This window comes from Sphingomonas sp. (assembly GCF_031426035.1).
GTDB lineage: Bacteria > Pseudomonadota > Alphaproteobacteria > Sphingomonadales > Sphingomonadaceae > Sphingomicrobium.
In genome coordinates this window covers 1-22,185 of record NZ_JANPKO010000056.1, presented here as the reverse complement: position 1 = coordinate 22,185, position 22,185 = coordinate 1, and the positions used below count along the sequence as shown (strand labels likewise).

General features: G+C 67.8%; 25 protein-coding genes, 1 pseudogene and 1 riboswitch. Of the genes and pseudogenes, 10 read left to right on the top strand and 16 right to left on the bottom strand.

Annotated features, from left to right (window positions below):
- Positions 1-132: 132 nt before the first annotated feature.
- Genes RMP08_RS03560 through RMP08_RS03550 form a run of 3 tightly spaced genes read right to left on the bottom strand, consistent with a single transcriptional unit; the run spans position 133 to position 4,125 of the window.
- Entirely contained in the window at positions 133-540 is a 408-nt protein-coding gene (locus RMP08_RS03560; protein WP_310467615.1) for a TIGR01244 family sulfur transferase, read from the bottom strand.
- Positions 524-2,311, bottom strand: coding sequence for a DNA helicase RecQ (gene recQ, locus RMP08_RS03555; RefSeq protein WP_310467614.1), 1,788 nt, complete (start codon positions 2,309-2,311; stop codon positions 524-526). Before recQ ends, RMP08_RS03560 begins: the two co-directional genes overlap by 17 nt.
- Positions 2,308-4,125: an ABC transporter ATP-binding protein/permease gene (locus RMP08_RS03550; RefSeq protein ID WP_310467613.1), complete on the bottom strand. Its 1,818-nt coding sequence runs from the start codon at positions 4,123-4,125 to the stop codon at positions 2,308-2,310. Before RMP08_RS03550 ends, recQ begins: the two co-directional genes overlap by 4 nt.
- 115 nt (positions 4,126-4,240) lie before the next feature.
- Here RMP08_RS03550 and RMP08_RS03545 point away from each other — a divergent pair, with 115 nt between their 5' ends.
- The 3 genes from RMP08_RS03545 to RMP08_RS03535 all read left to right on the top strand — a co-directional run bounded on the left by RMP08_RS03545 (position 4,241) and on the right by RMP08_RS03535 (position 5,845).
- A complete protein-coding gene (locus RMP08_RS03545; RefSeq protein WP_310467612.1) occupies positions 4,241-4,492 on the top strand; it encodes a hypothetical protein in 252 nt (83 codons plus the stop codon).
- A gap of 25 nt (positions 4,493-4,517) precedes the next feature.
- Positions 4,518-5,351, top strand: coding sequence for an SDR family oxidoreductase (locus tag RMP08_RS03540; RefSeq protein WP_409049764.1), 834 nt, complete (start codon positions 4,518-4,520; stop codon positions 5,349-5,351).
- Between the two features lie 308 nt (positions 5,352-5,659).
- Positions 5,660-5,845, top strand: a complete 186-nt coding sequence (locus RMP08_RS03535) for a PspC domain-containing protein (protein ID WP_310467610.1) — start codon at positions 5,660-5,662, stop codon at positions 5,843-5,845.
- 24 nt (positions 5,846-5,869) lie between these two features.
- On the opposite strand, the gene RMP08_RS03530 is transcribed toward RMP08_RS03535, so the two are convergent.
- From RMP08_RS03530 to RMP08_RS03520, 3 genes are all read right to left on the bottom strand, one after another.
- The gene (locus RMP08_RS03530; protein ID WP_310467609.1) at positions 5,870-6,349 is read right to left on the bottom strand and encodes a RidA family protein; all 480 of its coding nucleotides are present in this window, start codon (positions 6,347-6,349) and stop codon (positions 5,870-5,872) included.
- A gap of 106 nt (positions 6,350-6,455) precedes the next feature.
- Positions 6,456-7,316 carry a hypothetical protein gene (locus RMP08_RS03525; protein ID WP_310467608.1) on the bottom strand — a complete coding sequence of 287 codons (861 nt, stop codon included), beginning with the start codon at positions 7,314-7,316 and terminating at the stop codon, positions 6,456-6,458.
- A gap of 93 nt (positions 7,317-7,409) precedes the next feature.
- Complete coding sequence (locus RMP08_RS03520; protein WP_310467607.1) at positions 7,410-7,955, bottom strand: hypothetical protein; 546 nt, start codon at positions 7,953-7,955, stop codon at positions 7,410-7,412.
- 113 nt (positions 7,956-8,068) lie between these two features.
- Between RMP08_RS03520 and RMP08_RS03515 the strand changes: the two genes are divergently transcribed.
- From RMP08_RS03515 to RMP08_RS03505, 3 genes are all read left to right on the top strand, one after another.
- Complete coding sequence (locus tag RMP08_RS03515; protein WP_310467606.1) at positions 8,069-8,602, top strand: peroxiredoxin; 534 nt, start codon at positions 8,069-8,071, stop codon at positions 8,600-8,602.
- Positions 8,603-8,707: 105 nt separating this feature from the next.
- The gene (locus tag RMP08_RS03510) at positions 8,708-8,977 is read left to right on the top strand and encodes a hypothetical protein (protein WP_310467605.1); all 270 of its coding nucleotides are present in this window, start codon (positions 8,708-8,710) and stop codon (positions 8,975-8,977) included.
- Positions 8,978-9,103: 126 nt separating this feature from the next.
- Positions 9,104-9,232 carry a hypothetical protein gene (locus RMP08_RS03505; protein WP_310467604.1) on the top strand — a complete coding sequence of 43 codons (129 nt, stop codon included), beginning with the start codon at positions 9,104-9,106 and terminating at the stop codon, positions 9,230-9,232.
- Positions 9,233-9,259: 27 nt separating this feature from the next.
- On the opposite strand, the gene RMP08_RS03500 is transcribed toward RMP08_RS03505, so the two are convergent.
- Positions 9,260-9,940 (bottom strand): hypothetical protein, encoded by a 681-nt coding sequence (locus RMP08_RS03500; RefSeq protein ID WP_310467603.1) that lies wholly within the window; start codon positions 9,938-9,940, stop codon positions 9,260-9,262.
- Between the two features lie 91 nt (positions 9,941-10,031).
- On the opposite strand from RMP08_RS03500, the gene RMP08_RS03495 reads away from it, so the two are divergent.
- Both RMP08_RS03495 and RMP08_RS03490 read left to right on the top strand, forming a co-directional pair.
- Complete coding sequence (locus tag RMP08_RS03495; RefSeq protein WP_310467602.1) at positions 10,032-10,508, top strand: YaiI/YqxD family protein; 477 nt, start codon at positions 10,032-10,034, stop codon at positions 10,506-10,508.
- A gap of 56 nt (positions 10,509-10,564) precedes the next feature.
- A complete protein-coding gene (locus RMP08_RS03490; protein WP_310467601.1) occupies positions 10,565-10,717 on the top strand; it encodes a hypothetical protein in 153 nt (50 codons plus the stop codon).
- Here RMP08_RS03490 and RMP08_RS03485 read toward each other — a convergent pair whose 3' ends face one another.
- The 4 genes from RMP08_RS03485 to RMP08_RS03470 all read right to left on the bottom strand — a co-directional run bounded on the left by RMP08_RS03485 (position 10,718) and on the right by RMP08_RS03470 (position 15,146).
- Positions 10,718-11,404, bottom strand: coding sequence for a hypothetical protein (locus RMP08_RS03485; RefSeq protein ID WP_310467600.1), 687 nt, complete (start codon positions 11,402-11,404; stop codon positions 10,718-10,720). It lies immediately after the preceding gene.
- A 604-nt stretch (positions 11,405-12,008) separates the two neighbouring features.
- On the bottom strand, positions 12,009-12,464 hold the full coding sequence (locus RMP08_RS03480; RefSeq protein ID WP_310467599.1) for a hypothetical protein: 456 nt from the start codon (positions 12,462-12,464) through the stop codon (positions 12,009-12,011).
- 71 nt (positions 12,465-12,535) lie between these two features.
- Positions 12,536-14,443 carry a phosphomethylpyrimidine synthase ThiC gene (gene thiC, locus RMP08_RS03475; RefSeq protein WP_310467598.1) on the bottom strand — a complete coding sequence of 636 codons (1,908 nt, stop codon included), beginning with the start codon at positions 14,441-14,443 and terminating at the stop codon, positions 12,536-12,538.
- Positions 14,444-14,470: 27 nt separating this feature from the next.
- Positions 14,471-14,577: riboswitch (TPP riboswitch) on the bottom strand.
- Positions 14,578-14,642: 65 nt separating this feature from the next.
- Positions 14,643-15,146 (bottom strand): EF-hand domain-containing protein, encoded by a 504-nt coding sequence (locus tag RMP08_RS03470; RefSeq protein ID WP_310467597.1) that lies wholly within the window; start codon positions 15,144-15,146, stop codon positions 14,643-14,645.
- Between the two features lie 198 nt (positions 15,147-15,344).
- On the opposite strand from RMP08_RS03470, the gene cysD reads away from it, so the two are divergent.
- Both cysD and cysN read left to right on the top strand, forming a co-directional pair.
- Complete coding sequence (gene cysD, locus RMP08_RS03465) at positions 15,345-16,244, top strand: sulfate adenylyltransferase subunit CysD (protein WP_310467596.1); 900 nt, start codon at positions 15,345-15,347, stop codon at positions 16,242-16,244.
- Between the two features lie 124 nt (positions 16,245-16,368).
- Positions 16,369-18,288, top strand: coding sequence for a sulfate adenylyltransferase subunit CysN (cysN, locus tag RMP08_RS03460; protein WP_310467595.1), 1,920 nt, complete (start codon positions 16,369-16,371; stop codon positions 18,286-18,288).
- Between the two features lie 3 nt (positions 18,289-18,291).
- Here cysN and RMP08_RS03455 read toward each other — a convergent pair whose 3' ends face one another.
- The 5 genes and pseudogenes from RMP08_RS03455 to RMP08_RS03435 form a co-directional block, all read right to left on the bottom strand.
- Positions 18,292-19,815 (bottom strand): DUF4261 domain-containing protein, encoded by a 1,524-nt coding sequence (locus tag RMP08_RS03455; RefSeq protein ID WP_310467594.1) that lies wholly within the window; start codon positions 19,813-19,815, stop codon positions 18,292-18,294.
- Positions 19,816-19,916: 101 nt separating this feature from the next.
- On the bottom strand, positions 19,917-20,759 hold the full coding sequence (locus tag RMP08_RS03450; RefSeq protein WP_310467593.1) for a MipA/OmpV family protein: 843 nt from the start codon (positions 20,757-20,759) through the stop codon (positions 19,917-19,919).
- A gap of 128 nt (positions 20,760-20,887) precedes the next feature.
- Positions 20,888-21,226 carry a ferredoxin FdxA gene (gene fdxA, locus RMP08_RS03445; RefSeq protein ID WP_310467592.1) on the bottom strand — a complete coding sequence of 113 codons (339 nt, stop codon included), beginning with the start codon at positions 21,224-21,226 and terminating at the stop codon, positions 20,888-20,890.
- Between the two features lie 33 nt (positions 21,227-21,259).
- A complete protein-coding gene (locus tag RMP08_RS03440) occupies positions 21,260-21,532 on the bottom strand; it encodes a S4 domain-containing protein (protein WP_310467591.1) in 273 nt (90 codons plus the stop codon).
- A gap of 3 nt (positions 21,533-21,535) precedes the next feature.
- Positions 21,536-22,185: pseudogene (locus tag RMP08_RS03435) on the bottom strand (helicase); the annotation flags it as partial.

The window sequence follows — 22,185 nt, the reverse complement described above, 5'->3', positions numbered from 1 at the left end:
GCTCCCCGCCCCTTCAGGGGCGGGGAAAAGCCGCGAAAGCGGCGAGGGGCGGGGGAGTCGGGCGAGACCACGCGGCGTTACTGCTTGCTCGGCAGCCCCACCCCCAACCCTCCCCCGAGGGGGGAGGAGCCCTCACAGCAAATGCGCGACCGGCCCTAAATCGACCCCGGCGCTCGCCGCACCACGCTCCAATTCCTCGACGCTCGCGCCATCGCGGCTGCGCGCCACCGCCCACGCCAATGTCGAGCGCGTGCCCGAGCGGCAGAACGCCAGCAGCTTGCCCTCGCCGCAGTCCTTGATCGCCGCGCCCATCGCCTCGACGTCGGCCGGCCCCATCCCGCGCGCGATCGGAACATGGCGATACGCTATCCCCGCCGCGCTCGCCGCGGCCTCGATCTCGGCGCTCAGCGGCTGCCCGGCGTCCTCCCCGTCGGGGCGGTTGTTGACGATCATGCTGACACCATGACGCCGCAACTCCGCGACCTGCTCCGGCGTCACCTGCCCGCTGACCAAGGTCTTGTCGTCAAGCTGCCGGAACATCGCTGGTCTCCTCCTGCGCCGCGACCGCGGCGAGCATCGCCTCGCCATAGCGCGCGAGCTTGGCCTCGCCCACTCCGCTGATCCGCGACAGATCGCCAAGGCTGCGGGGCCGGGCGGCCGCAATCTCGCGCAGCGTCGAATCGTGGAACACTACATAGGGCGGCACCCCGGCCGCCGCGGCCAGCGCGCGCCGCGCTTCGCGCAGTGCCTCGAACAACGGATCGGCCGGCCCCTCGAAGCGCGGCTTGCGCGTGCGCTTGGCGCGCGGCGGCGGCACCGCGATGGTCAGCGTCTCTTCGCCCTTGAGAATTGCCTTGGCCGCGGGCCCGAACGACAGCCCGCCATAGGCATCGGCGCGCAGCGCATCGCGCGCGATCAATGCCCGCGCCACCGGCCGCACCAGCGCCAGTTCGTCGGCGTCGGCGATCCCGAACACCGACAGATTGTGATGGCCGAACTGGCGCACCTTCTCATTGTCGTCGCCGCCGAGCACTGCGGCGAGATGCGCGACGCCGAAGCGCATTTCGGTGCGGAACGCCGCCGACAGCAATTTGCGCGCGACCTCGGTGGCGTCGATCGTCGCCGGCGGCTCGAGGCAATTGTCGCAATTGCCGCACGTCTCGGGTGGGCTCTCGCCGAAATGGCGCAGCAGGATCGCGCGCCGGCAGCCGCTTGCTTCGACCAGCGCCGCCAGCGCATTGAGCCGCTCGCGCTCGCCCTGGCGGCGGTCGGGCTCGATCTCGGTTTCGATCCGCCGCCGCGCCAGCGCAAAATCCTCGGCCGACCAGAACAGCCACGCCTCGGCCGGCTCGCCGTCGCGCCCGGCGCGCCCGGTTTCCTGGTAATAGGCCTCGATCGACTTGGGGATTCCCGCGTGCGCGACAAAGCGCACATCGGGCTTGTCGATGCCCATCCCGAATGCCACCGTGGCCGCCATCACCATCTCTTCCGACCGCACGAACGCGGCCTGGTTGCGCGCGCGGATCGGGGCTTCGAGCCCGGCATGATAGGGCAGTGCCGGGCGCCCGTCCTTGGCCAGCTGCTCGGCGATCTTTTCGGCCTTGTCGCGGCTCTGCGCGTAGACGATTCCCGGTCCGGGAATGGCCGCCGCGAGCGCCTTCAGTTGCGCCCCGACGCCGTCGCGCGGGCGGACGTTGTAGCGGATGTTGGGGCGGTCGAACCCGGCCACCACCAGCCCCTCGGCGGGGATCCCGAGCTGGGTTAGAATGTCGGCCTGGGTGCGCTTGTCGGCGGTCGCGGTCAGCGCCAGCCGCGGCACCCCGCGATGGTCGTCGAGCAGGTCGCGCAGCAGGCGGTAATCGGGGCGGAAGTCGTGCCCCCATTCGCTCACGCAATGCGCCTCGTCGATCGCGATCAGCGCCAGCTTGTGGGCGTCGATCATCTGGCGGAAGCCGTCGGTCGTTGCCCGCTCGGGTGCGACATAGAGCAAATCGAGCTCGCCCGCCCGCAGCCGCCGCAGCGTGGCGTCGCGGTCGCTATCGGCCCAGGTCAGCGAGGCGGCGCGGATGCCCATCGCGTCGGCGGCGCGTATCTGGTCGTGCATCAGTGCGATCAGCGGCGAGATCACCAGCGCGGTGCCGTCGCGCGCCAATGCGGGCAGTTGATAACACAGCGACTTGCCCGCCCCGGTCGGCATCACCGCCAGCGTGTCGTCGCCCGCCATCACCCGCGCAACAACCTGCTCCTGCGAGCCGCGAAACGCGTCGAACCCGAACACGCTCTTGAGGATGGTCTTGGGATCGCCCGTCATTCCGCCGCTTCCGCTGCTTCCTCGACCGAGCGCTCGGCAGCCTGGCGGTTCCACAGCTCGGCGTAAAGCCCGCCGCGCGCCAGCAACTCCTCATGGGTGCCGCGCTCGGACACCTTGCCCTGGTCGAGCACGACGATCTGGTCGGCGTTGACCACGGTCGACAGGCGGTGCGCGATCATGATCGTGGTGCGGCTGGTCGCGATATGCTCGAGCGTCGCCTGGATCGCCTGCTCGGTGCGGCTGTCGAGCGCGCTGGTCGCCTCGTCGAGGACCAGGATCGGCGGGTTCTTGAGCAGGGTCCGCGCGATCGCCACGCGCTGCTTCTCGCCGCCCGACAGTTTCAGCCCGCGCTCGCCGACCATCGATTCATAGCCGTTGGGCAGCAGCGCGATAAACCCGTCGATCGCCGCCCCACGCGCGGCGGCCTCGATCTCGCCAGTGCTCGCCCCGGCGCGGCCATAACCAATATTGTAGTATACACTATCGTTGAACAGCACGGTGTCCTGAGGGACGATGCCGATCGCCGCGCGCAGGCTCGCTTGCGTGACCGCCGCGATGTCCTGCCCGTCGATCAGGATGCGCCCCGCGGTGGGGTCGTAGAAGCGGTAGAGCAGCCGCGCGAGCGTCGATTTCCCCGCCCCCGACGGCCCGACCACGGCCAGGCTGGTCCCCGCCGGCACCGCCAGGTCGAGCCCGTTCAATATCTCCCGCCCCGGCTCATAACCGAACCGCACCTCCTCGAACCGCACCTCGCCGCGCCCCACATCCAGCGCCGCCGCGCCGGGCCGGTCGACAACCTCCGCAGATGTGTCGAGCAGTGTGAACATCGCCTCCATGTCGATCAGTCCCTGGCGGATCGAGCGGTACACCCAGCCGAGCATGTCCAATGGCCGGAACAGCTGCATCAGCAGCGCATTGACCAGCACCACGTCGCCCGGCGTGAAACGGCCCTTGCTCCACCCCCACACAGTGAATGCCATCGCCCCGGCCATCATCGTATTGGTGATCAGCGACTGGCCGATGTTGAGCCACGCGAGCGACGTCTCGTTCCTGACGGCAGCGTTGGCGTAGGCCGCGATTGCCTCGTCGTAACGCCGCGCTTCGCGCTCTTCCGCGCCGAAATATTTGACCGTCTCGTAGTTCAGCAAGGAATCAACGGCGCGCCCAATCGCCCGATTGTCGACCTCGTTCATGTCGCGCTGGATTTGCGCCCGCCAGTCGGTCACCCACCGCGTAAAACCGATGTAAATGGCGACGATGGCCAGCGTCGCGGCGACCAGCCCGATCCCGAATTTGACATAGAAGATGATGCAGATCGCGGCCAGCTCGATCACCGTCGGGCCGATGTTGAACAGCAGGAAATAGAGCATCATGTCGATGCTTTTGGTGCCGCGTTCGACGATCTTGGTCAGGCTCCCGGTGCGCCGCTCGAGGTGGAAGCGCAGCGACAAATCATGGACGTGGCGGAACACCGTGCCGGCCAGCTTGCGCGCCGCGCGCTGCCCGACTTTCTCGAACAAGGCGTTACGCAGATTGTCGGCGAGCACTCCGGCGAAGCGCGCTCCGGCATAGGCGACGACCAGCATCGCGATCACGCCGAACGCCACGGTCCCCGCCGCCATGCGGTCGATCACCGCTTTGTAGGCGAACGGCATCAGCAGCACCGCGCCCTTGCCCGCGAGCACCAGCAGAACCGCCGCGATGACCCGCGCCTTGAGCTCGGCTTCGCCCTTCGGCCACAGCATCGGCAGGAAGCGCAGCAGGGTGCGCACTCCGCCGGTCGCCTGGATTTGGGTGTCTGCCGCGGCCGCCATTGTCACCACCTAGGTAGGTGGCCGCCGGACCCCAAGCAAATAAGCCGCCGAAACAATTGGAACCACGGCATTAATCGGCGGTTATCGCCCACGTACGCCAAGCAGGGATAGCGTCATGGGTCCGGGTTATTTCATCATCGCCATTTTGGGCTGCGCCGACGGCGCCTCGGCGTGCACCCCGGTGGCGACCGTCCCGACCCGTTACGAGAGCCAGGCCGCCTGCGCCGCCGCGACCGGCACTGCGCTGGCGTCGCGCACCGACCTCGATTTCCCGACGCTCCAGGCCGAGTGCCGCCCGGCGACCCACAACGGCGCCGCACGCGATGCGCGTCCGGTCGTCATTCCGGCCGGATCCGCGCGGGGCTAGGCCCGTGTCCGACGTCGTCGAGCCGATGCTGCGCGAGGACGCGCTGCCCGGCCACGAAAGCCAGCTCGAGCCCAAACCCGACTGGGAGCCACGTTACAAAGGCTCCGACCGGCTAAAGGGCAAGGTCGCGCTGATCACCGGCGCCGACAGCGGCATCGGCCGCGCGGTCGCCGCTTTGTTCGCGCGCGAAGGCGCCGACATCGCCGTCGCCTATCTGTGCGAACATGACGATGCGGCCAAAACGAAAGAAATCGTCGAGCAGGAAGGCCGCAAGGCGTTCGTGTTCGCCGGCGACCTCGGCGACAAGGACGTTTGCGACCGCCTCGTCGCCGACACCGTCGAAAAGCTCGGGCGGCTCGATATCCTGGTCAACAATGCCGGCGAGCAGCACCCCGACAAGGACATCACCGACATTACGGAGGAGCAGCTCAAGCGCACCTTCCAGACCAACATCTACTCGATGTTCTACCTCACCCAGGCCGCGCGGCCGCACCTCAAGAAAGGCGCGGCGATCATCAACTGCACCTCGATCACGATGTACAAGGGCTCGGCCGAGCTGCTCGATTATTCGGCGACCAAGGGCGCGATCACCGCGTTCACCCGCTCGCTCTCGGAAAACCTCGTCAAGGACGGCATCCGCGTCAACGCCGTCGCGCCCGGGCCGATCTGGACTCCGCTCAACCCGATGGGTGGTTCGACCCCCGAGAAAATGAAGGATTTCGGCAAGAACACGCCGATGGGCCGTCCGGGCCAGCCCAACGAGGTCGCCCCGGCATTCCTGTTCCTCGCCTGCGAGGATTCGTCCTATATGTCGGGCCAGGTGCTGCATCCCAACGGCGGCACCATCGTCAACGGCTGATCGGGAAATTTTCCCAACTCGCGGCGCGTAGTGCTGGCAAATTCCGCCAGCTCAATGGCGCTGCACTGAAAAATAACAGAAAAATCCAATTGGCACGCTCCCTGCATTGTTGGTGGCGTGGACCCGCTGATGGGCTCCACAGACAAAGGGAGACTTTCAATGACCGCCATTTTCGCCGCCAACCGCGACACCGCCGCCTCGCTCGCCGCCGCCTTCGTCACCGCGATCCTGTTCGTCAGCGCCGCCGTCGGCCCGCTGCCGATCGCATGACTCCACACTCGGCCATTTGGCCAACCAAGGAACACTCAATGAACGGACGTTTTGTTCTCAACCGCAGCGAAGGCAAGGTCATGGGCGTCGCCGCCGGCCTCGCCGACTGGTCGGGCTTCGACCCGCTCCTGATCCGCCTCGGCATGATCGTCGCGACCCTCATCACCGGCCCGGTGATGATCCTGCTCTACGTCGCCACCGTTTGGCTCGCGTCCGACCGCTAGGCGGCGACGCGAGCGACCTACCATTTATTTTGGAGACGTGGCGTCGGGCGGACGACGCGCCACCACCTTGATCTCCACCAACCCGCGGTCCGGCACCAGCCGGTCGATGTCGATCGCGGTCCAGGCCGGGAACGGCTCGCGGACATAGTTACGCTTGACCGCCACGAACGCATCCAGCTGGGATGGCAAGTCCGTATGGTAGGTCGTCATGTCGACCACGTCGTCCCATGTCGCGCCGGATCGCTGGAGGATGCCGGCGATAGTCTTGAACGCGCGGTCGAAGCCAGCAGAAGGGTCGGTTTCGGTTCCCCGCAGGTCGGCAACGACCCCCGACAAATAGATCCGGTCGCCGTCGATCACTGCTTCGGCAAAGCCCCACTTCTCGAACAGAGCGCGATTGGCCGGCGCTGCCGGCATCACCACCTGGCCAGGCTCGCGCGCCACCGCGCTTGAGGCCGTGGCCATGACCGCCAGACCGGCCAGCAACCATATCATCTGCTTCATTGCCTGATCTCCTCGCGCGCGCCCTGCGCCGCGCGCAGCTCGATTCGCAATCTCGGCTTCGACCGACGGCCCGGCGTCGACTGCGAATGGCGGCGGGGCGGCGCAGTTAGAGCGGTTCGGCGCAACCCCGGCGCTCTTCGCCGTCGACCGTCAGCTGGACGTCGATCGGGTAGCGCCGGTCGGACATCCCGTCGGAGCAATCGATCTTGGGCTGGGTGACCAGCACGAAGCGCCGCCCGCGCAGCGTGCCGGTCCAGATCCCGCCCGCCGGGCCGGTGTTGAACCGCGTCCACACCCGCGTGCCCTGTTGGTCCTCGGGGGTCGAATAGATGACGCAGCGGCCCTCGACGCGCGCCCCCCAGAACGGCTCGGTGCCGATTGCGCGCAGCGGGCTGACGCGCAGCAGCTCGCCGTCCTGGACCAGGCACGGGTTGGTCGACGGGGTCGGCTTGGAGGCCGCAATCCCGGCCGCCTCGGCGCCACGGAAACAGGCGGTGACGAACTGGCGCGACAGCTCGGCCGGGGGCATCGGGTGCGGGCCGCTGACCTGCGCGCCGTAGCTGGCGCTGACCGGCCCCGCGACCAGCCCCTTCAGGTCCGCCGGCACCGCGCCGGCCCCGCTGACGCCGCCGCGCTGGGCATCGGCGGCGGGGTCGGCGACCAGCGCCACCACCGTCTCGCCGCTGCCGAGCGACAGCCGCTCCTCGCTGGCGATCGCGCGGAACGCGGCCACGGTGACCACCAGCCGGTTGGCGGCGGCGGGGCAGAACAGGCGCAGGACGGGCGAGCCGCCTTGGCCGAACACCAAGGCGCTGCCTTCGCCGCTCGCCTCCAAATCCCAACCGGGCTGAGCGCGGTTAGCCGCGGGCGGGTCGATCGCATTGCCGGGGTTGGCGGCGCGCTGGTCGGCCGGGGCACAGCCGCCGGCCAGGATTGCCGCCATCACCACGCTGGACACTAAGCGCATCGTTCGACCTTCCCTTCGTTCATCAGGCACCTGTCGGCCCCGACTCGGAGCAATATGCAGCCCGACCGCAATCGGGAATGAACGGATATCGGCTCAGCTCGCCAGCAAGCCGACCCCGTGAACGCCCACCAGCATCACCAAAGTGACGAGCGCGACCCGCCGCGATGAGGTCAAGGCGGTGACCAACAGCGTGGCGAGGAACACCCCGTTGATCGCCCACCACGACGGCCCGACCGCCCAGCCGCGCTCGAAGCCATAGACCGCCAGCCCGAACACATTGCACGCCGCGATCGCCAGGATCGCCACCGTCTTATTGTCCATGAAATGCTGGTCGAGGTCCTGGCCCGGCTGGAAGTCGGTCGGAAACAGCAAGGACGCAGCGACGAAATACGACCCGCTCATCGCCAGCATCTGGAGCAGCCCCTCGCGGGTCGGCATCGCGGCGTCGCGGAAATTCCACGAGGCGTACCAGAACATCGTCAGGTTGATCAGCAGCATGATCCCGAGCAGCGGGGTAAGCCAGCCGATGCGCACCTCGCCGGGGGCCTTCAGCGCCCGCGCCAGCCCGCCGAGCACTTCGGCATAGGACAGGCCGATGAGCAGCCCGAACAAGGGAAAGATGAATTCGAATGGAGTCATCGGCCGTTCGCCCCCCGCTGGAAGCGCCAGCCTAGCCGCGGCGGCGGGCGGGACAAGGCCTTGCGCTGCCGTCGATCCGCGCTAGCGTTGGCGACTATCTGCCGGAGATCGCCATGCGCCGCTTGCTGACCGCTTTTGCCGCCGCCGCCCTGTGCGCAACCCCGGCCGCGGCCGCGCTGCCGGTCGGGGCAAAAGCGCCCGATTTCGTCACCACCGGAGCAATCGGCGGCAAGCCGTTCCAGCTGAGCTTGAAGCGCGCGCTCAGGAAGGGCCCGGTGGTGCTCTATTTCTATCCCAAGGCGTTCACCAAGGGCTGCACGCTCGAGGCGCGCGCATTCAGCGAGGCGGCGGCCGATTTCAAGCGCGCCGGGGCGCAGGTGATCGGGCTCTCCGCCGATGATCTGCCGACGCTCAAGCGCTTCTCGGTCGAGGGTTGCCGCAGCGCGTTCCCGGTTGCGTCAGCCTCGCCGGCGACGATTCGCGCCTATGATGTCGCCATGCCGGTGGTCGGCAAAATGGTGACGATGAGCAACCGCACCTCCTTCGTGATCGACCGCGATCAGCGGGTCCGGTTCGTCCATTCCGACCTCGACTGGAGCGGCCATGTGCAAAAAACGCTGGCGGCGGTGAGGGGACTGCGGCACTAACCGGGAGCGTTCTTGCCTTGGGTTATCCGTTTCGAGTGCGGAACCAATCGTCCGGACAAGCGCTATTGAAGCTGAATTTCGACTGAAACCAACAAGGGGACTATCATGAAGATCACCACCACTCTGGCCGTTGCCGCCGGTCTCGCCGCTTTGGCCGCGTGCAACAACGAGACGCCGCAGGAGCAGGCCGCCGACAACATCGAGGCCAATGCCGAAGCGACTGCCGACAACCTTGAGGAAGCCGCCGACAACGCCACCACCGAAGCTGGCGAGGACGCCCTCGAGAACCAGGCCGATGCGACCCGCGAAGCCGGCGAAGAGAACGCCGACGCGACCCGCACCAGCGCCGACGCCGACGGCAACAGCGCCAACTAATCGACGCGCAAGAGCACGCGTTGCGATCGGGCGTCGGCCTTCGGGCCGGCGCCCGTTTTTTGTTGGGCCGGTCCGGTCCGCCGGTCTATGCACGGCGGCGATACCGCGTTGAGAGGGAGAGCCGCCATGGCCAAGGGTCAGAAGAAGTCGAACAAGGAAGCGCGCAAGCCCAAGGCGGAAAAGAAGAAGACCATCGCCGCCGCGCCGTCGCAAAAGACCGGCGTCGTGCGCGGGCTGGAGAATTTCAAGAACTAGCGGTGTGGCATGGGGGAGCCGATCGCGTCATAGCGCCGCCCCGCTGACCTCGACCACCCGCAGCAGCCCCAGGATGGTCTCGAGGTGGACGCGGCTGATCCGGCTCCAGACATTGTACTGGCACGCCTGGCCGGGGATGCGCAGGTAGGCCAGCGAGTGGAGCCCGGTCCCCGCCGGATTGTCGTCGGGGTACGGCTCGGCGCCGACCACGCCGTAGCCGGCGGCGCTGCCGGCGGGCAGATTCTCGCCGGCACCCCAGCGGCGGAGATGCGGCCATTGCGCACCCAGCGCCTCGACCTGGCCGGCGAAATCGGCGCGGTCGGCGGGGAGCAGGCCCGGCCCGGCAAAGCCGAACGCGCTGCGTAAGCGCGGCAGGTCGAACGCCACGCCCCACCCGCCGCTGAACTGCGCACGCCGTGCCGTGGCATCGACGGCGACACCGCCACCATCCGAGGCCAGCGCCAGCGGGGCGCAATCGGCACGGTTGCCGGCTCTGGCCCATTCGGCGCGCGCGATCGCCTCGCCGAGCATCGGATGGCGCTGTGCATGCGGCGGTTGCAATGGCGGGCGGGGAGCGGCCGGAGCCGCCGGCTCGGGCTCGTTCCGGCCGGCTGCTCCGGGCTGCTCGACATCCGCGGCGTCGGGGTCGCGCTCGGGGGAGCAAGCGGCAAGCGTGAAGGCGGCGGCGGCCAGCGAGAGGGTGCGCATGGGCAGGAGACGGGCGGCGGCGGTGGAGGTTCCGCCTGCGCGTGGCGGAGCGGGGTGGCGCTGCGAGTCGATTTGGCGGAAGCATGGCGCAATGCCCGCCGCCGCGCCCGCCACGCCCGTCCGCATCCTCGTCGATGCCGACGCCTGCCCGGTCAAGGACGAGATCTACCGCGTCGCCTTTCGCCGCGGGGTGGCGGTCAAGGTCGTCTCCAACAGCCGCATCCGCGTGCCCGAGCATGCGCTGGTCGAGCGGGTGCTGGTGTCGGACGCGTTTGCCGCCGCCGACGACTGGATCGCGGGAGAGGCGGGGCCGCGCGACGTGGTGATCACCGCCGACATCCTGCTCGCCGACCGCTGCCTGAAGGGCGGCGCAACGGTGCTCGGCCCGACCGGCAAGCCATTCACCGCGGCGAGCATCGGCGGAGCCATCGCGACCCGCGCGATCATGGCCGACCTGCGCGCCGGCGGCGACGTGATCGGCGGCCCGCCGCCATTCGCCAAGGCCGATCGCTCGCGCTTCCTCCAGGCGCTCGACGCGGCGCTCGAGCGGCTGCAACGTCTGGCGTGACGCTGGCCGCGCGGGCGCGACAGGCGTACAAGGGCGGCTCCCGACAGGAGGGCGCGATGGAACGGATCGGCGACGAAACCCACGTCAGCGAGTGCGAGGCATCGGGCGGCGAGCAGCCCCATATCGTGCGCTGGGTGCTCGGCATTTCGCTGGTGCTGGCGGTCGGCCTGCTGTCGGCGATCTGGATCATCGCCTCGCTGCTGCGCTGACTACGCACACAGGATAATCCCGTCGTCCATTCTGAAACGGTCGTCCTGGCGCGGCGGGTCGAACGGCCGTTCGAGTAGGGCTTTGGGCGCGACGATGCCGGGGGCGAGTTGGCCATTGGCGATCACCGCGAGACAGTTGAGCCGCTCGGCCTCGAAGCCCGGATCGAGGCCCAGCGCGTCATTGGCGAAGCCCATCCCCTCGCTGCGCTCGCACACCGCGTCGAACAGCGCGACCATGTTCTCGCTCGAGATATGATCGAGCAGGAAATCAGTTTCGCCGCGCAGATAGCGCGATCCCTCGGCCCACAGGAAAATCCACCCCGCGGTGGCGCGGTCGGTCTCCGCTTGCTGCAGCACCCATGGAAGAAAGCCGTGCTTGTCGCCGCGATAGGCGAGTGCGGCCATCGTCGCCTGATGCCACAGCGCCGGGTCGCGCGACGCCTGTGCCTTGGCCACGCCGCGTTTGCTGGCCATGTCGATCTTCTTGCTCGCCGGCGTATTCAGGATGCGTGCGAGCGCGACCGCTTTGTCGAACAGCTCGTCGTCGAGCCTGGCATCGGGGCCGCGCAGCAAGCGCCAATGCTCTTCCATTCGCTCACGCGTGACGATGCCATCGTAGGCCGCGGCCGCCAGAAATTCGATATGCATCCGCTTGGGCGGCTCGCGCGGGGCTTCGGGGTCAGTCATGGTTTAGCGCTCCGGATTGCCTCCGGGCCCGGCTCTTCGGCCGACATTGGTGTTCGGATGTCCCTCGGACATCCTGTGCCCAATGTTCCCAATGTTCGCAGTGACGAGACGATTGGCAGGTGCCGCGGAAAGTCGCGAAAGTCGCACTGCACGCGCGTAAGGAGCCGGCAAGGGGGCGGAGGTGCCGATGGCAAGAGCGCTGGGTCGACGCATCGGAAAGGGTGAAGCAGACCAAATCCAAATAGGACAGCGATTTTTTGGGGGCGGCCGATGGCGCCTTGCGGCTCAGCTAATTAGTATTGTCCCCGAAACTCTTGTGCCCCCGAAACTCTCGGTGTCCCCGAAAGTACCGCGTCTCCGAAACGCCGAGCCATTTAACACCAACTCCATGTGCACTTTTCGAATCGTTCAGCCCACTTTGACATATCCGCGCTCGTCAAATTTCCCATTGCGAATGAATGAGGCCCGGGAACGTTTCTTGGTCGCATCGAGCTTTGGCCGTGGGTATCGAATTCGTATCCGCCAACTAGGGCCTCGGGCGGCTTATTCTTGAAATAAAAACGATCCTGTGCCGCCCTTCCACTGGCGGCCATCGCTTTAGGGTTTAAACATTTGCTGCTCCGATAGCCGCGAGCAGGGCTTCTCGAGAATTGGCTGGCATGTCCGCCCAGCCATCTACGCCTAAATCGTTTTCCCCCGCGACCATGGGTTTGAAGCGAGTACGATCGATGCCGAGCCGGTGGGCAATGATCGCAATAGGACCAGCGTAAAAGCCCTTGAGCGTGCTGCTAGCGAAGGCCTCTTGAATAACCCCTTCGACTTGAACGCGGCGGAGATCGATCGATTGGGCCGAGGGTTCCGTAGTGCGAATGCCAGCGTAAGCAACATCGTACTCACGGAGGATGTCGAGCACATTCGACCGAATGAACTTGAGACCCTCGGGACCAGAGAAAGCGGTTGGAATTCTCAAAATCTCGATGTTCACGACGGAGCGTTGATCTACGTCGAAAACTGCGAATCGCACGTCTGTCGGTGTCGCACGGAACCCGATGGTCACCATATCTGCAAATCAGCCCTCTAAATCGGACCGAGCGAGCGGACTGAATCCCAAGCGATCTACTTTGTCAAATATCAGTCGGCCGGCACGTAAAGTTCGCCTCCCTCATCGCGATAGCGTTTGCTCATCTCGGCCATGCCGGCTTCGGCGTCTTCGGGGGACACGACAGGCCCTCCCCCGGCCCCTCCCGCTGGCGGGAGGGGGGTAGAAGAGCGCCCTTCGACAAGCTCAGGACAAACGGGTGGCGGGTTGGCTTTTGCAAACTCCCTGACTTCGGCGCTGATCTTCATCGAGCAGAACTTCGGGCCGCACATGCTGCAGAAGTGGGCGGTTTTGGCGCCTTCCGCGGGGAGGGTCTGGTCGTGGTATTGCTCCGCCGTGTCGGGGTCGAGCGAGAGGTTGAACTGGTCGCGCCAGCGGAAGTCGAAGCGCGCGCGCGACAAAGCGTCGTCGCGCAGCTTCGCCGCCGGGTGGCCTTTCGCCAGATCCGCGGCGTGGGCGGCGAGCTTGTAGGTCACCACCCCCACTTTCACGTCGTCGCGGTCGGGCAGGCCGAGGTGCTCCTTGGGGGTGACGTAGCAAAGCATCGCGGTCCCGTACCAGCCGATCATCGCGGCGCCGATGCCGCTGGTGATGTGGTCGTAGCCGGGCGCGATGTCGGTGGTCAGCGGCCCCAGCGTGTAGAACGGCGCCTCGCCGCACGCCTCCAACTGTTTCTCCATGTTGACCTTGATCTTGTGCATCGGGACGTGGCCGGGGCCTTCGATCATCACCTGGACATCGCGCGCCCACGCCCTTTTGGTCAGTTCGCCAAGCGTGAACAGCTCGGCGAACTGGGCTTCGTCGTTGGCGTCGGCGATGCTGCCCGGGCGCAGGCCGTCGCCGAGGCTAAAGGCGATATCGTAGGCGGCCATGATCTCGCAAATCTCGTCGAAGCGCTCGTAGAGGAACGATTCGCGGTGGTGGGCGAGGCACCATTTGGCCATGATCGAGCCGCCGCGGCTGACGATCCCGGTGACGCGGTCGGCGGTCATCGGAATGTACGGCAGGCGCACCCCGGCGTGAATTGTAAAATAGTCGACGCCCTGCTCGGCCTGCTCGATGAGGGTATCGCGGTAGACTTCCCAAGTGAGGTCCTCGGCGACCCCGCCGACCTTTTCGAGCGCCTGATAAATCGGCACGGTGCCGATCGGGACCGGCGAATTGCGGATGATCCATTCGCGGGTGTCGTGGATGTTGCGGCCGGTCGACAGGTCCATCACGGTGTCGGCGCCCCAGCGGATCGACCACACCATCTTGTCGACTTCCGCCGCGACGTCGGACGCCACCGCGCTGTTGCCGATGTTGGCGTTGATCTTGACCAGGAAATTGCGGCCGATCGCCATCGGCTCGCTCTCGGGGTGGTTGATGTTGTTGGGAATGATGGCGCGGCCGCGGGCGACTTCCGAGCGGACGAACTCGGGGGTGACGTGGTCCGGGATCTCGGCGCCGAAATCCTCGCCGTCCCGCACATGGTCTTTGAGCATCTCGCGCCCGATGTTTTCGCGGATCGCGACATATTCCATCTCGGGCGTGATGATGCCGCGCCGCGCGTAATGCATCTGGCTGACGTTGGCGCCAGGCTTGGCGCGGAGCACGCGCTTGCGCACGTTAGGGAAGGGCGCAACGCCGCCGCTGCGGTCCGGCCCGAGCTGGCCATTGTCCTCGGGGCGGGTTTCGCGCGCCAAGACCTCCTCGACATCGCCGCGGCCGCGGATCCACGGTGCGCGCAGCTCGGGCAGGCCGGCCATGATGTCGATCCGGGCTTCGGGGTCGGTGTAGGGGCCGCTGGTGTCATAGAGGTTGAGCGGCGGCTCGCCCGAGCTCGGCTCGAGGTCGACGCTGCGCATCGCCACCTTGAGCGGGCCGACGTGGATCTTGCGCGACCCTCGGATCGCGCCGGTGGTGACCTTAAGCTCAGTACGGGCAGGTGCGTCGGCCATCACTATCTCCAAATGCGGAGGGATGGCGGGTGGCCCGTCATCCGCTCCCTACGCCGGTGTCAACCGGATCAGGTTCGACGGGTCGCGGCTCGTTGCCGCTCTCAACCGCGCACGCGGTCCCCCGGGGATGGCTGGGTGTGTAGACCCCGCGCCGTGCCGGTGGAAGCCGGATTCGGGCGCGGGGGAGAAGGGGGTCCGCTTAGCGCCCCTGCGACTCGGCGGCGCGGCGTTCCTCGGCGGACAAGGTGCCGTCCTTGTTAGCGTCGATGCGGTCGAACGCGGCGAGCATCGGCGTGCCGTATTCGGCCAGCGTAACCTTGCCGTCCTTGTCGGCGTCGAGCTGCTTGACCGTCGGGTCGCCGGCGCCCGACGCCTTCGCGGTCGGTGCCGCGGCGAGGAATTCGTCGCGGGTCAGCTGGCCGTTCTTGTCGGCGTCGAGCTTGCCGAACTGCTCCTCGAGCCGGGACTTGACCGCGGCCACGGCCTGGTCGGCGGCGCGCTTCTGCACGGCGTCGATTTCGGCGGAGGTCAGCGCGCCGTCGCTATTGGTGTCGGCGCCCTTGAAGGTTGAATCGAGCTTGGCGGTCAGCCCGGCACGGGTCGGCGGGGCAGCCGCAGCCGGCTTGGCCGCCTGGGCCAACGCGGCCGACGGCGCGGCGGCGGCTAGCACGGCGACGATAGCGAGAATCTTGTGTTGCGACACGGTGTGAAATCCCTCCCGAGTGAAAATTGGCGATGGCCATGGCGATCGGGCCGCACGGAATAGGGCCGGCGATCGCTCGCGCCGAGCCTTCGCGCCGCGACCCTTGCCCGAAGCTGAACCGGCGGCAACGGCGCGGCGGCGCGAGCCGGGCCAGCGCTCGGCGGTTGCGCGTACGGCGCAACCCCGTAGGAAGGCGCGATGCGGGCACTGACGCACCTCGACCGGCTCGAAGCCGAGAGCATCCACATCCTCAGGGAAACCGTGGCCGAGGCCGAGCGGCCGGTCATGCTCTACTCGATCGGCAAGGATTCGGCGGTCATGCTGCACCTCGCCAAGAAGGCGTTCTTCCCCGCCCCGCTGCCGTTCCCGTTGCTGCATGTCGACACCACGTGGAAATTCCAGGCAATGTACGCGCTGCGCGACAAGGTCGCCGCCGAGCCGGGGATCGAGCTCCTCATCCACACCAACGCCGAGGCCGCGGAAAAAGGCATCAACCCGTTCGACCACGGGCCGCTGCACACCGATTTGTGGAAGACCGAGGGCCTGAAGCAGGCGCTCGACAAATACGGCTTCGACGCGGCGTTCGGCGGCGCCCGCCGCGACGAGGAGAAGAGCCGCGCCAAGGAGCGCATCTTCTCGTTCCGCAGCACCAATCACCGCTGGGACCCCAAGCGCCAGCGGCCCGAATTGTGGTCGCTGTACAACGTGCGCAAGGCCAAGGGCGAAAGCGTGCGCGTGTTCCCCTTGTCCAACTGGACCGAACTCGACGTGTGGCAATACATCCTGCGCGAGAAGATCGAGATCGTCCCGCTGTACTTCGCCGCCGAACGCCCGACGGTCGAACGCGACGGCTTGATCCTGATGGTCGATGACGAGCGCTTTCCGCTCAACGGCGAGCAGCCGGCGTTGCGCCGCGTTCGTTTCCGCACGCTTGGCTGCTACCCGCTGTCGGGCGCGGTCGAGAGCGATGCCGACAGCGTCGAGGGGATTGTCGCCGAGATGCTGCTGACCACCACGTCGGTGCGTCAGGGCCGCGCGATCGACCGTGACGGCGGCTCGGCGAGCATGGAGAAAAAGAAGCAGGAGGGGTATTTCTAATGTCCCGCCCCATTTGCCCCGTTCGTCCCGAGCCTATCGAGGGACTGCCCTGCTTACACGCCGACAGAACAGTGCAGGCCTTCGACAAGCACAGGCCGAACGGTCTATTCGGAGTTGGGCGGTAATGTCCCGTCCGCTCGATTCCGACCGCGAGCTCATCCGCAGCGACGTCTCGGCCTGGCTCGCCCGCCACGAGGCCAAGGAGATGCTGCGCTTCATCACCTGCGGCAGCGTCGACGACGGCAAGTCGACGCTGATCGGGCGGCTGCTGTACGACAGCAAGCAGATCTTCGACGACCAGCTCGACGCGCTCGAGGCCGACAGCAAGAAGCAGGGCACGCAGGGCGAAAAGATCGATTTCGCCTTGCTCGTCGACGGGCTCTCGGCCGAGCGCGAGCAGGGCATCACGATCGACGTCGCCTACCGCTTCTTCACCAGCGACAAACGCAAGTTCATCGTCGCCGACACCCCGGGGCACGAGCAATACACCCGCAACATGGTCACCGGCGCGTCGACCGCCGATCTCGCCGTGCTGCTGGTCGATGCGCGCAAGGGGGTGCTGACCCAGACCCGCCGCCACTCCTACCTCGCGCATCTGGTCGGCATCCGTCGCGTCGTGCTCGCGGTCAACAAGATGGACCTGGTCGATTATGACGAGGCCGCGTTCACCGCGATCGCCGCCGATTACCGCGCCTTCGCCGAGCAGATCGGCATTGCCGACTGGGTCGCGATCCCGGTCTCGGGGCTGGGCGGCGACAATGTCATGGGCCCGAGCGAGCGCACGCCCTGGTATACGGGGCCGAGCCTGATCGAGCACCTCGACGCCGTCCCGCTCGACGCCGACGCCGACGCGGCGAAGCCGTTCCGCCTGCCGGTGCAATGGGTCAACCGCCCCGACCAGCATTTCCGCGGGTTCGCCGGGCAGGTCGCGGGCGGCACAATTCGCCCTGGCGATGCGGTCCGCGTGCTGCCTTCAGGGCGGCAGTCGACCGTCGCGCGGATCGTCACCGCCGATGGCGACCTGGATGAGGCGCAGGCCGGCCAATCGGTCACGCTGACCCTCGCCGACGAGGTCGATTGCTCGCGCGGCGACGTGATTGCCGTGGCCTCCGACCCGCCCGAAGCCGCCGACCAGTTCGAGGCGGCGATCGTGTGGATGGACGAGGACGAGCTGATTGCCGGCCGCGGCTATTGGCTCAAGCTCGGCACCCAGACCGTCACGGCGATCGTCCACGCCCCCAAATATGAGGTCAACGTCAACAGCCTCGAGCATCTCGCGGCCAAGACGCTCGGCCTCAACGCCATCGGCATCGCCGAGATCGCCACCGAGCGCGAGATCGTGTTCGAGCCCTATGAAGTCGCCGGCTCGAGCCCCAACCGCGCCTTGGGCGGGTTCATCCTGATCGACAAATTGACCAACCGCACGGTCGCCGCCGGGATGCTCCACTTCGCGCTCCGCCGCGCGCTCAACATCCACCGCCAGCACCTCGAGGTCAGCCGCGAGACGCATGCCTTGCTCAAGGGACAAAAACCCGCGGTGCTGTGGTTCACCGGCCTGTCGGGCTCGGGCAAGTCGACCATCGCCAACGCGGTCGAGAAAATCCTCGCCGCGCGCGGTCGCCACACCTTCCTGCTCGACGGCGACAATGTCCGCCACGGGCTCAACCGCGATCTCGGCTTCACCGAGGCCGACCGCATCGAGAATATCCGCCGCGTCGGCGAGGTCGCGCGGCTGATGGCCGACGCCGGGCTGATCGTGCTCACCGCGTTCATCTCGCCGTTCCGCGCCGAGCGCGAGATGGTCCGCGCAATGTTCCCCGGCGGCGAGTTCATCGAGATCTTCGTCGACACCCCGCTGGCCGAGGCCGAGGCGCGCGACACCAAGGGCCTCTACGCCAAGGCGCGCGCCGGCGAGCTGGCCAATTTCACCGGCATCGACAGCCCCTATGAGGCGCCCGAAGCCGCCGAGATCCGCATCGACACCACCGCGATGAGCGCGGACGAAGCAGCCGAGCTGATCGTCGCCGAGCTGGCCCGGCGCTAGGCGCTAGAGTCCTTTCCGGCCAAACCCCCCGGCGGCGCGGCGCGGGGCTTCGGCGGCGGGCGGCAGCGCATCGGGCCTGGGGCGGACCGCGCCCGGCTGGTCGAACTCGAGTAACAGCGCATTGACCGGCTCGGGCCCGCGCTGGGCGCGGCTGGGGCCGAAGAAGCCGCGGATCGAGCGGTCGCCCTTGCTCTCGCCGAAGCTGTTGCCGTCGCTCACGATCGGGCCGTGGTGGAGCAGGTAATTGAGGATGTGGCTCATCTTGTCGGCGACCCAGCTCGCGCTGCCCGGCGCGTTCCACACCTCGACCTCATAGCCGAGGAACGGCAGCAGCCCGCCGCTGGTCAGCGATACCGCGTTCTCGACCATCGATTCGGGCGCGGTCCACGTCCACAGCATGAGCGGGATTTCGTTCTTGTGGAGGTGGCCGACCTGGCTCTGCACCAGCTCGGGCGACAGCAAGGTTCCGACGCCCGCATTGAGCACCGCGATGGTCTGCGGCGAGCGCGCCAGCAGGCCGATGACCAGCGTCAGCAGCTTGGCCGTCTCGCGGATATCCTCGAACGGCGCGGTGGCGGTGTCGAGCTCGCAGCCGACCACCAGCTGGGCGCGGCCGTTGGCGAACTGGGGCAGCCCGCCCTCGAACCAGAAGCTGCGGGCGAGCGCGTTCTCGATGCTGTAGCGCGGCACCGGCTCGGCCGCGAAGGCCAGGCGAGTGACGCCGCCGCGGCCGTGGATCGCGCCGGTCCCGTCGGGCGCGCACTCGAAGCGCCAGTTCCCTTCCGCGTCCCATTGGTCGATGGTGTCGGCGATCTGCGACCAGTCGAACTGGATCGGCCCGGTCAGCGCCAGCACCATCGTCGGCAGGCGGTCGCGCCGCGGCTTTTCCTCGGCGTAGGCGGGCGGCGGGGCATAGCCGAGGTCGCGCGCCATGTCGGGGCCGGCCACCTCGCTCAGGATCTTGGCGAACGACAGGCCGACGTCGCTGCTCAGCAGCAGCGCTTCGGCGGGCGACGGGCGGCTTGGCGCCAGCGGTGACGGCGGCGCCGCGCCGGCATCCGCGGCGGACGCGCCCGCGCTGCCGTAGCGCAGCAGGAAATCGTCGACATCGTGCTCGGCGCCGGTCGCCGCGGTGCAGGTTGCAAGGCCGGCGCGCATGTCCTCGGTGGAATACCAGCGGCCGCCCGGGGCGAGCTGGCAATGCGCCGCGGGGTCGTGGTCGACCATCAGGCTGGCGCACACCACCACCGCCATGCGCTTGGCCAATTGGCTGTCCTCGGTCGAAGGCTGGGACAGCTTGAGGTGCAGCCGGTGGGGCGGTGCGCCGGACTCGAGCGGCAACGGCGCCAGGTGCAATTCGATGCCCATGATGACCATGCCGCCCAGGCCGCGACCGAGCACGGTCTGCGGCCGGTCGAACCCGCCGACATCCTGCGCCGACCCGCTGTCGTCGTCGCCGCAGCGCCACTGCCACCCGGGCGCAGCGCGGCGCAACCCTTCGCGAATCGCCGCAATCGGCAGCGGCACCGCCATACTCAACGCAATGATCGGCACCCTGCCAGCCCTCGTCCGGTTAGGCGGGCACCATAACCCGCCCGGCCTAAGCAAGGATTAAAGCGCGCAGCCGGTCAGAAGGTGTAGCCAACCCCCACCGCGCCCATCCATTGCCCGGCGCTGCCGCGGCGGGAGACGATCGGCGAGCGCTTGAAGTCGCCGACCAGGCGCGAATAGCTGGTGGTGCCGAACAGCGACCAGCCGCGGCGCAAATCGCCCGACAGCGACTGGTTGGCGAGCAGCCCGACCTTCCAATTTTTCATGCCGCCGTCGGCATCGAACACCGGAAGCCCGCTGGCCAGCGCACCGCTTGGGGTCACGCTGAAATAATAATCGGCATAGCGGTCGGCGACGAAATCGGCCGACAGCGACGCGCCCATGAAGAAGGTCTTGGACAGCGGCGTGGTGAAATCGACCGACGGGCTGAGCACCAGCGACTGGTGGGCGCTGCCGATGTCCTTGACCGCATCGAGGCGCAAGGACAGCCGGTCGTAAGGGTTGGTCAGGCCCTTGAAGCCGACCCCGGCAAACCCGCCGACCTCGATCGCCGCGTTGCGGTCGGGCAGCTCGTCGACGACATTGTCCTTGATCTTGCCGGTGCGGTTGAGGCGCACGGCGAGGATTGGGCCGAGATCGAGGTCGACCCCGTCGGAGCCGCCGTCGATGAGGTCGGCGTAGACCGCGAGGCCGCGGGTCTGGATCGACACGCTGCCGATCTTGGTCCGCAGCACGCCGCCGGGCACCAGGCGATAATCGTCCGATCCCTCATAGTCGGGGACGAACGCGGCGCCGAGGCCGATGGTGGTGGCGCCGGCCTGCTCGTCGTCGGGCAAAGTGGCATCGCTGTCCTGCGCAAAAGCGGGGGTGGCGGCCAGCGAAACGGCGGCAGCGGCGGCGAGAAAACGGAATTGACGCATTGCAACGGTCCCCAATCAACGCGCGGCGGGCCGCGCCAAACCGGGGCCAGACTACAACGAAGTGGCGCGGACGCCAAAGCTGGACTTAAGCCGAGTGCAGGCAGCCGATCGCTTGGGCCTGCGAGGCGTCAGTCGCCCTGGCCGGGATCGGGCGAGAAATACTTCTCGAATTTGCCCTCTTCGCCCTTGTGCTCGTCGGCGTCGGCGGGGCTGTCCTTCTTGCGCGTGATGTTCGGCCAGGAGGAGGAGAAATTGGCGTTCAATTCGAGCCATTTTTCCTGCCCGCTCTCGGTGTCGGGCAGGATCGCCTCGGCCGGGCACTCGGGCTCGCACACCCCGCAGTCGATGCACTCGTTGGGATTGATGACGAGCATGTTGTCGCCTTCGTAGAAGCAGTCGACCGGGCACACCTCGACGCAGTCCATATATTTGCATTTGATGCAGGCGTCGGTGACGACGTAGGTCATGGGTGGGCGCGCTCCGGACTTGCTGTCCCCTCGCTAGGTCGGCGGGGTGGCGCCGTCAATTCCCAGCTCCTCGTAGCAGGCGCGCGCCTCGGCGGCGGGGCCGCGGCGGTGGGGCAGGCTGATTACGCGGAGAATGCGCACGCGATCGCGCAAGGGGAGCGCGAGCACGCTCCCGACACGCACCGGCTCGCTCGCTTTCTCGACCCGCTTGCCGTCGATGCGGAGGTGGCCAGTGGCGACCAGCGCCTGGGCGAGGCTGCGGGTTTTCGCGAGACGGATGCAGTGGAGAAAACGGTCGACGCGCAAGGACTAGCGCTTGAGGTCGGCCAGTGCGGCAAACGCGTTGCCGGGGCCCGGCAGCGGGCGCTTGCCCTCGTGCCGCCGGCCGCGCCAGCGCCACGCGTCGCCGGCCTTGGCGAAGCCGATGTCGGTCATCAGCCGCGCCACGCCTTCGGGGGTCAGGCCGACCGAGGTCGCCAGCGCGATGTCGACCGGGTCGCCGTCCTTGCTCGAGCGGACATGGTGGGCGTGGCTGGCGAGGCGGTCGGCGAGGTCGATGCGCAGCCAGTCGCGCCCGACGCGGCGGTAGGCGAGGATCGCCGAGCGCGGGTCGGCGTCGGGTCCGAGCATCGCCGCCCCGGCCGCCGGCAGCCGCGGCATCGGCGCCCCCGAGCGCACCGCGAGCAAGGCCGCGCGCCACAATTGCGCCGCGGGCTTGAGCAGCGCCGGGACATAGATTTCGAGCGGCCCGAGGCGCACCCTCAGGCGGTGCAGCGCGGAGCGGTCGGCCTGCTCGAGCGCGGCGATCGGCGCGACCATTGCGCGGCGCGGGACGGCCCCGCCGGCATCGGCGAGCATCGCGGCGAGCGCGCGCACGCCGGGCGTGCTGGCCGGATCGGACGCGGCCGCGGCGATCTTCTTCAAGGCGCCCAGGTGCCGCGCTATTTCGGCGTCGAGCC

What these genes read in the sequence shown, in the direction of transcription:
- RMP08_RS03515 (WP_310467606.1), top strand. Translation starts at nt 8,069, where the DNA reads ATGCGCCGCTTGCTGACCGCTTTTGCCGCCGCCGCCCTGTGCGCAACC.
- cysD (WP_310467596.1), top strand. Translation starts at nt 15,345, where the DNA reads ATGCGGGCACTGACGCACCTCGACCGGCTCGAAGCCGAGAGCATCCAC.
- thiC (WP_310467598.1), bottom strand. Translation starts at nt 14,443, where the DNA reads ATGGCCGACGCACCTGCCCGTACTGAGCTTAAGGTCACCACCGGCGCG.
- RMP08_RS03490 (WP_310467601.1), top strand. Translation starts at nt 10,565, where the DNA reads ATGGAACGGATCGGCGACGAAACCCACGTCAGCGAGTGCGAGGCATCG.
- fdxA (WP_310467592.1), bottom strand. Translation starts at nt 21,226, where the DNA reads ATGACCTACGTCGTCACCGACGCCTGCATCAAATGCAAATATATGGAC.
- RMP08_RS03520 (WP_310467607.1), bottom strand. Translation starts at nt 7,955, where the DNA reads ATGACTCCATTCGAATTCATCTTTCCCTTGTTCGGGCTGCTCATCGGC.
- RMP08_RS03510 (WP_310467605.1), top strand. Translation starts at nt 8,708, where the DNA reads ATGAAGATCACCACCACTCTGGCCGTTGCCGCCGGTCTCGCCGCTTTG.
- RMP08_RS03525 (WP_310467608.1), bottom strand. Translation starts at nt 7,316, where the DNA reads ATGCGCTTAGTGTCCAGCGTGGTGATGGCGGCAATCCTGGCCGGCGGC.
- cysN (WP_310467595.1), top strand. Translation starts at nt 16,369, where the DNA reads ATGTCCCGTCCGCTCGATTCCGACCGCGAGCTCATCCGCAGCGACGTC.
- RMP08_RS03500 (WP_310467603.1), bottom strand. Translation starts at nt 9,940, where the DNA reads ATGCGCACCCTCTCGCTGGCCGCCGCCGCCTTCACGCTTGCCGCTTGC.
- RMP08_RS03495 (WP_310467602.1), top strand. Translation starts at nt 10,032, where the DNA reads ATGCCCGCCGCCGCGCCCGCCACGCCCGTCCGCATCCTCGTCGATGCC.
- RMP08_RS03550 (WP_310467613.1), bottom strand. Translation starts at nt 4,125, where the DNA reads ATGGCGGCCGCGGCAGACACCCAAATCCAGGCGACCGGCGGAGTGCGC.
- RMP08_RS03540 (WP_409049764.1), top strand. Translation starts at nt 4,518, where the DNA reads ATGCTGCGCGAGGACGCGCTGCCCGGCCACGAAAGCCAGCTCGAGCCC.
- RMP08_RS03485 (WP_310467600.1), bottom strand. Translation starts at nt 11,404, where the DNA reads ATGACTGACCCCGAAGCCCCGCGCGAGCCGCCCAAGCGGATGCATATC.
- RMP08_RS03530 (WP_310467609.1), bottom strand. Translation starts at nt 6,349, where the DNA reads ATGAAGCAGATGATATGGTTGCTGGCCGGTCTGGCGGTCATGGCCACG.
- RMP08_RS03535 (WP_310467610.1), top strand. Translation starts at nt 5,660, where the DNA reads ATGAACGGACGTTTTGTTCTCAACCGCAGCGAAGGCAAGGTCATGGGC.
- recQ (WP_310467614.1), bottom strand. Translation starts at nt 2,311, where the DNA reads ATGACGGGCGATCCCAAGACCATCCTCAAGAGCGTGTTCGGGTTCGAC.
- RMP08_RS03480 (WP_310467599.1), bottom strand. Translation starts at nt 12,464, where the DNA reads ATGGTGACCATCGGGTTCCGTGCGACACCGACAGACGTGCGATTCGCA.
- RMP08_RS03505 (WP_310467604.1), top strand. Translation starts at nt 9,104, where the DNA reads ATGGCCAAGGGTCAGAAGAAGTCGAACAAGGAAGCGCGCAAGCCCAAG.
- RMP08_RS03560 (WP_310467615.1), bottom strand. Translation starts at nt 540, where the DNA reads ATGTTCCGGCAGCTTGACGACAAGACCTTGGTCAGCGGGCAGGTGACG.
- RMP08_RS03450 (WP_310467593.1), bottom strand. Translation starts at nt 20,759, where the DNA reads ATGCGTCAATTCCGTTTTCTCGCCGCCGCTGCCGCCGTTTCGCTGGCC.
- RMP08_RS03545 (WP_310467612.1), top strand. Translation starts at nt 4,241, where the DNA reads ATGGGTCCGGGTTATTTCATCATCGCCATTTTGGGCTGCGCCGACGGC.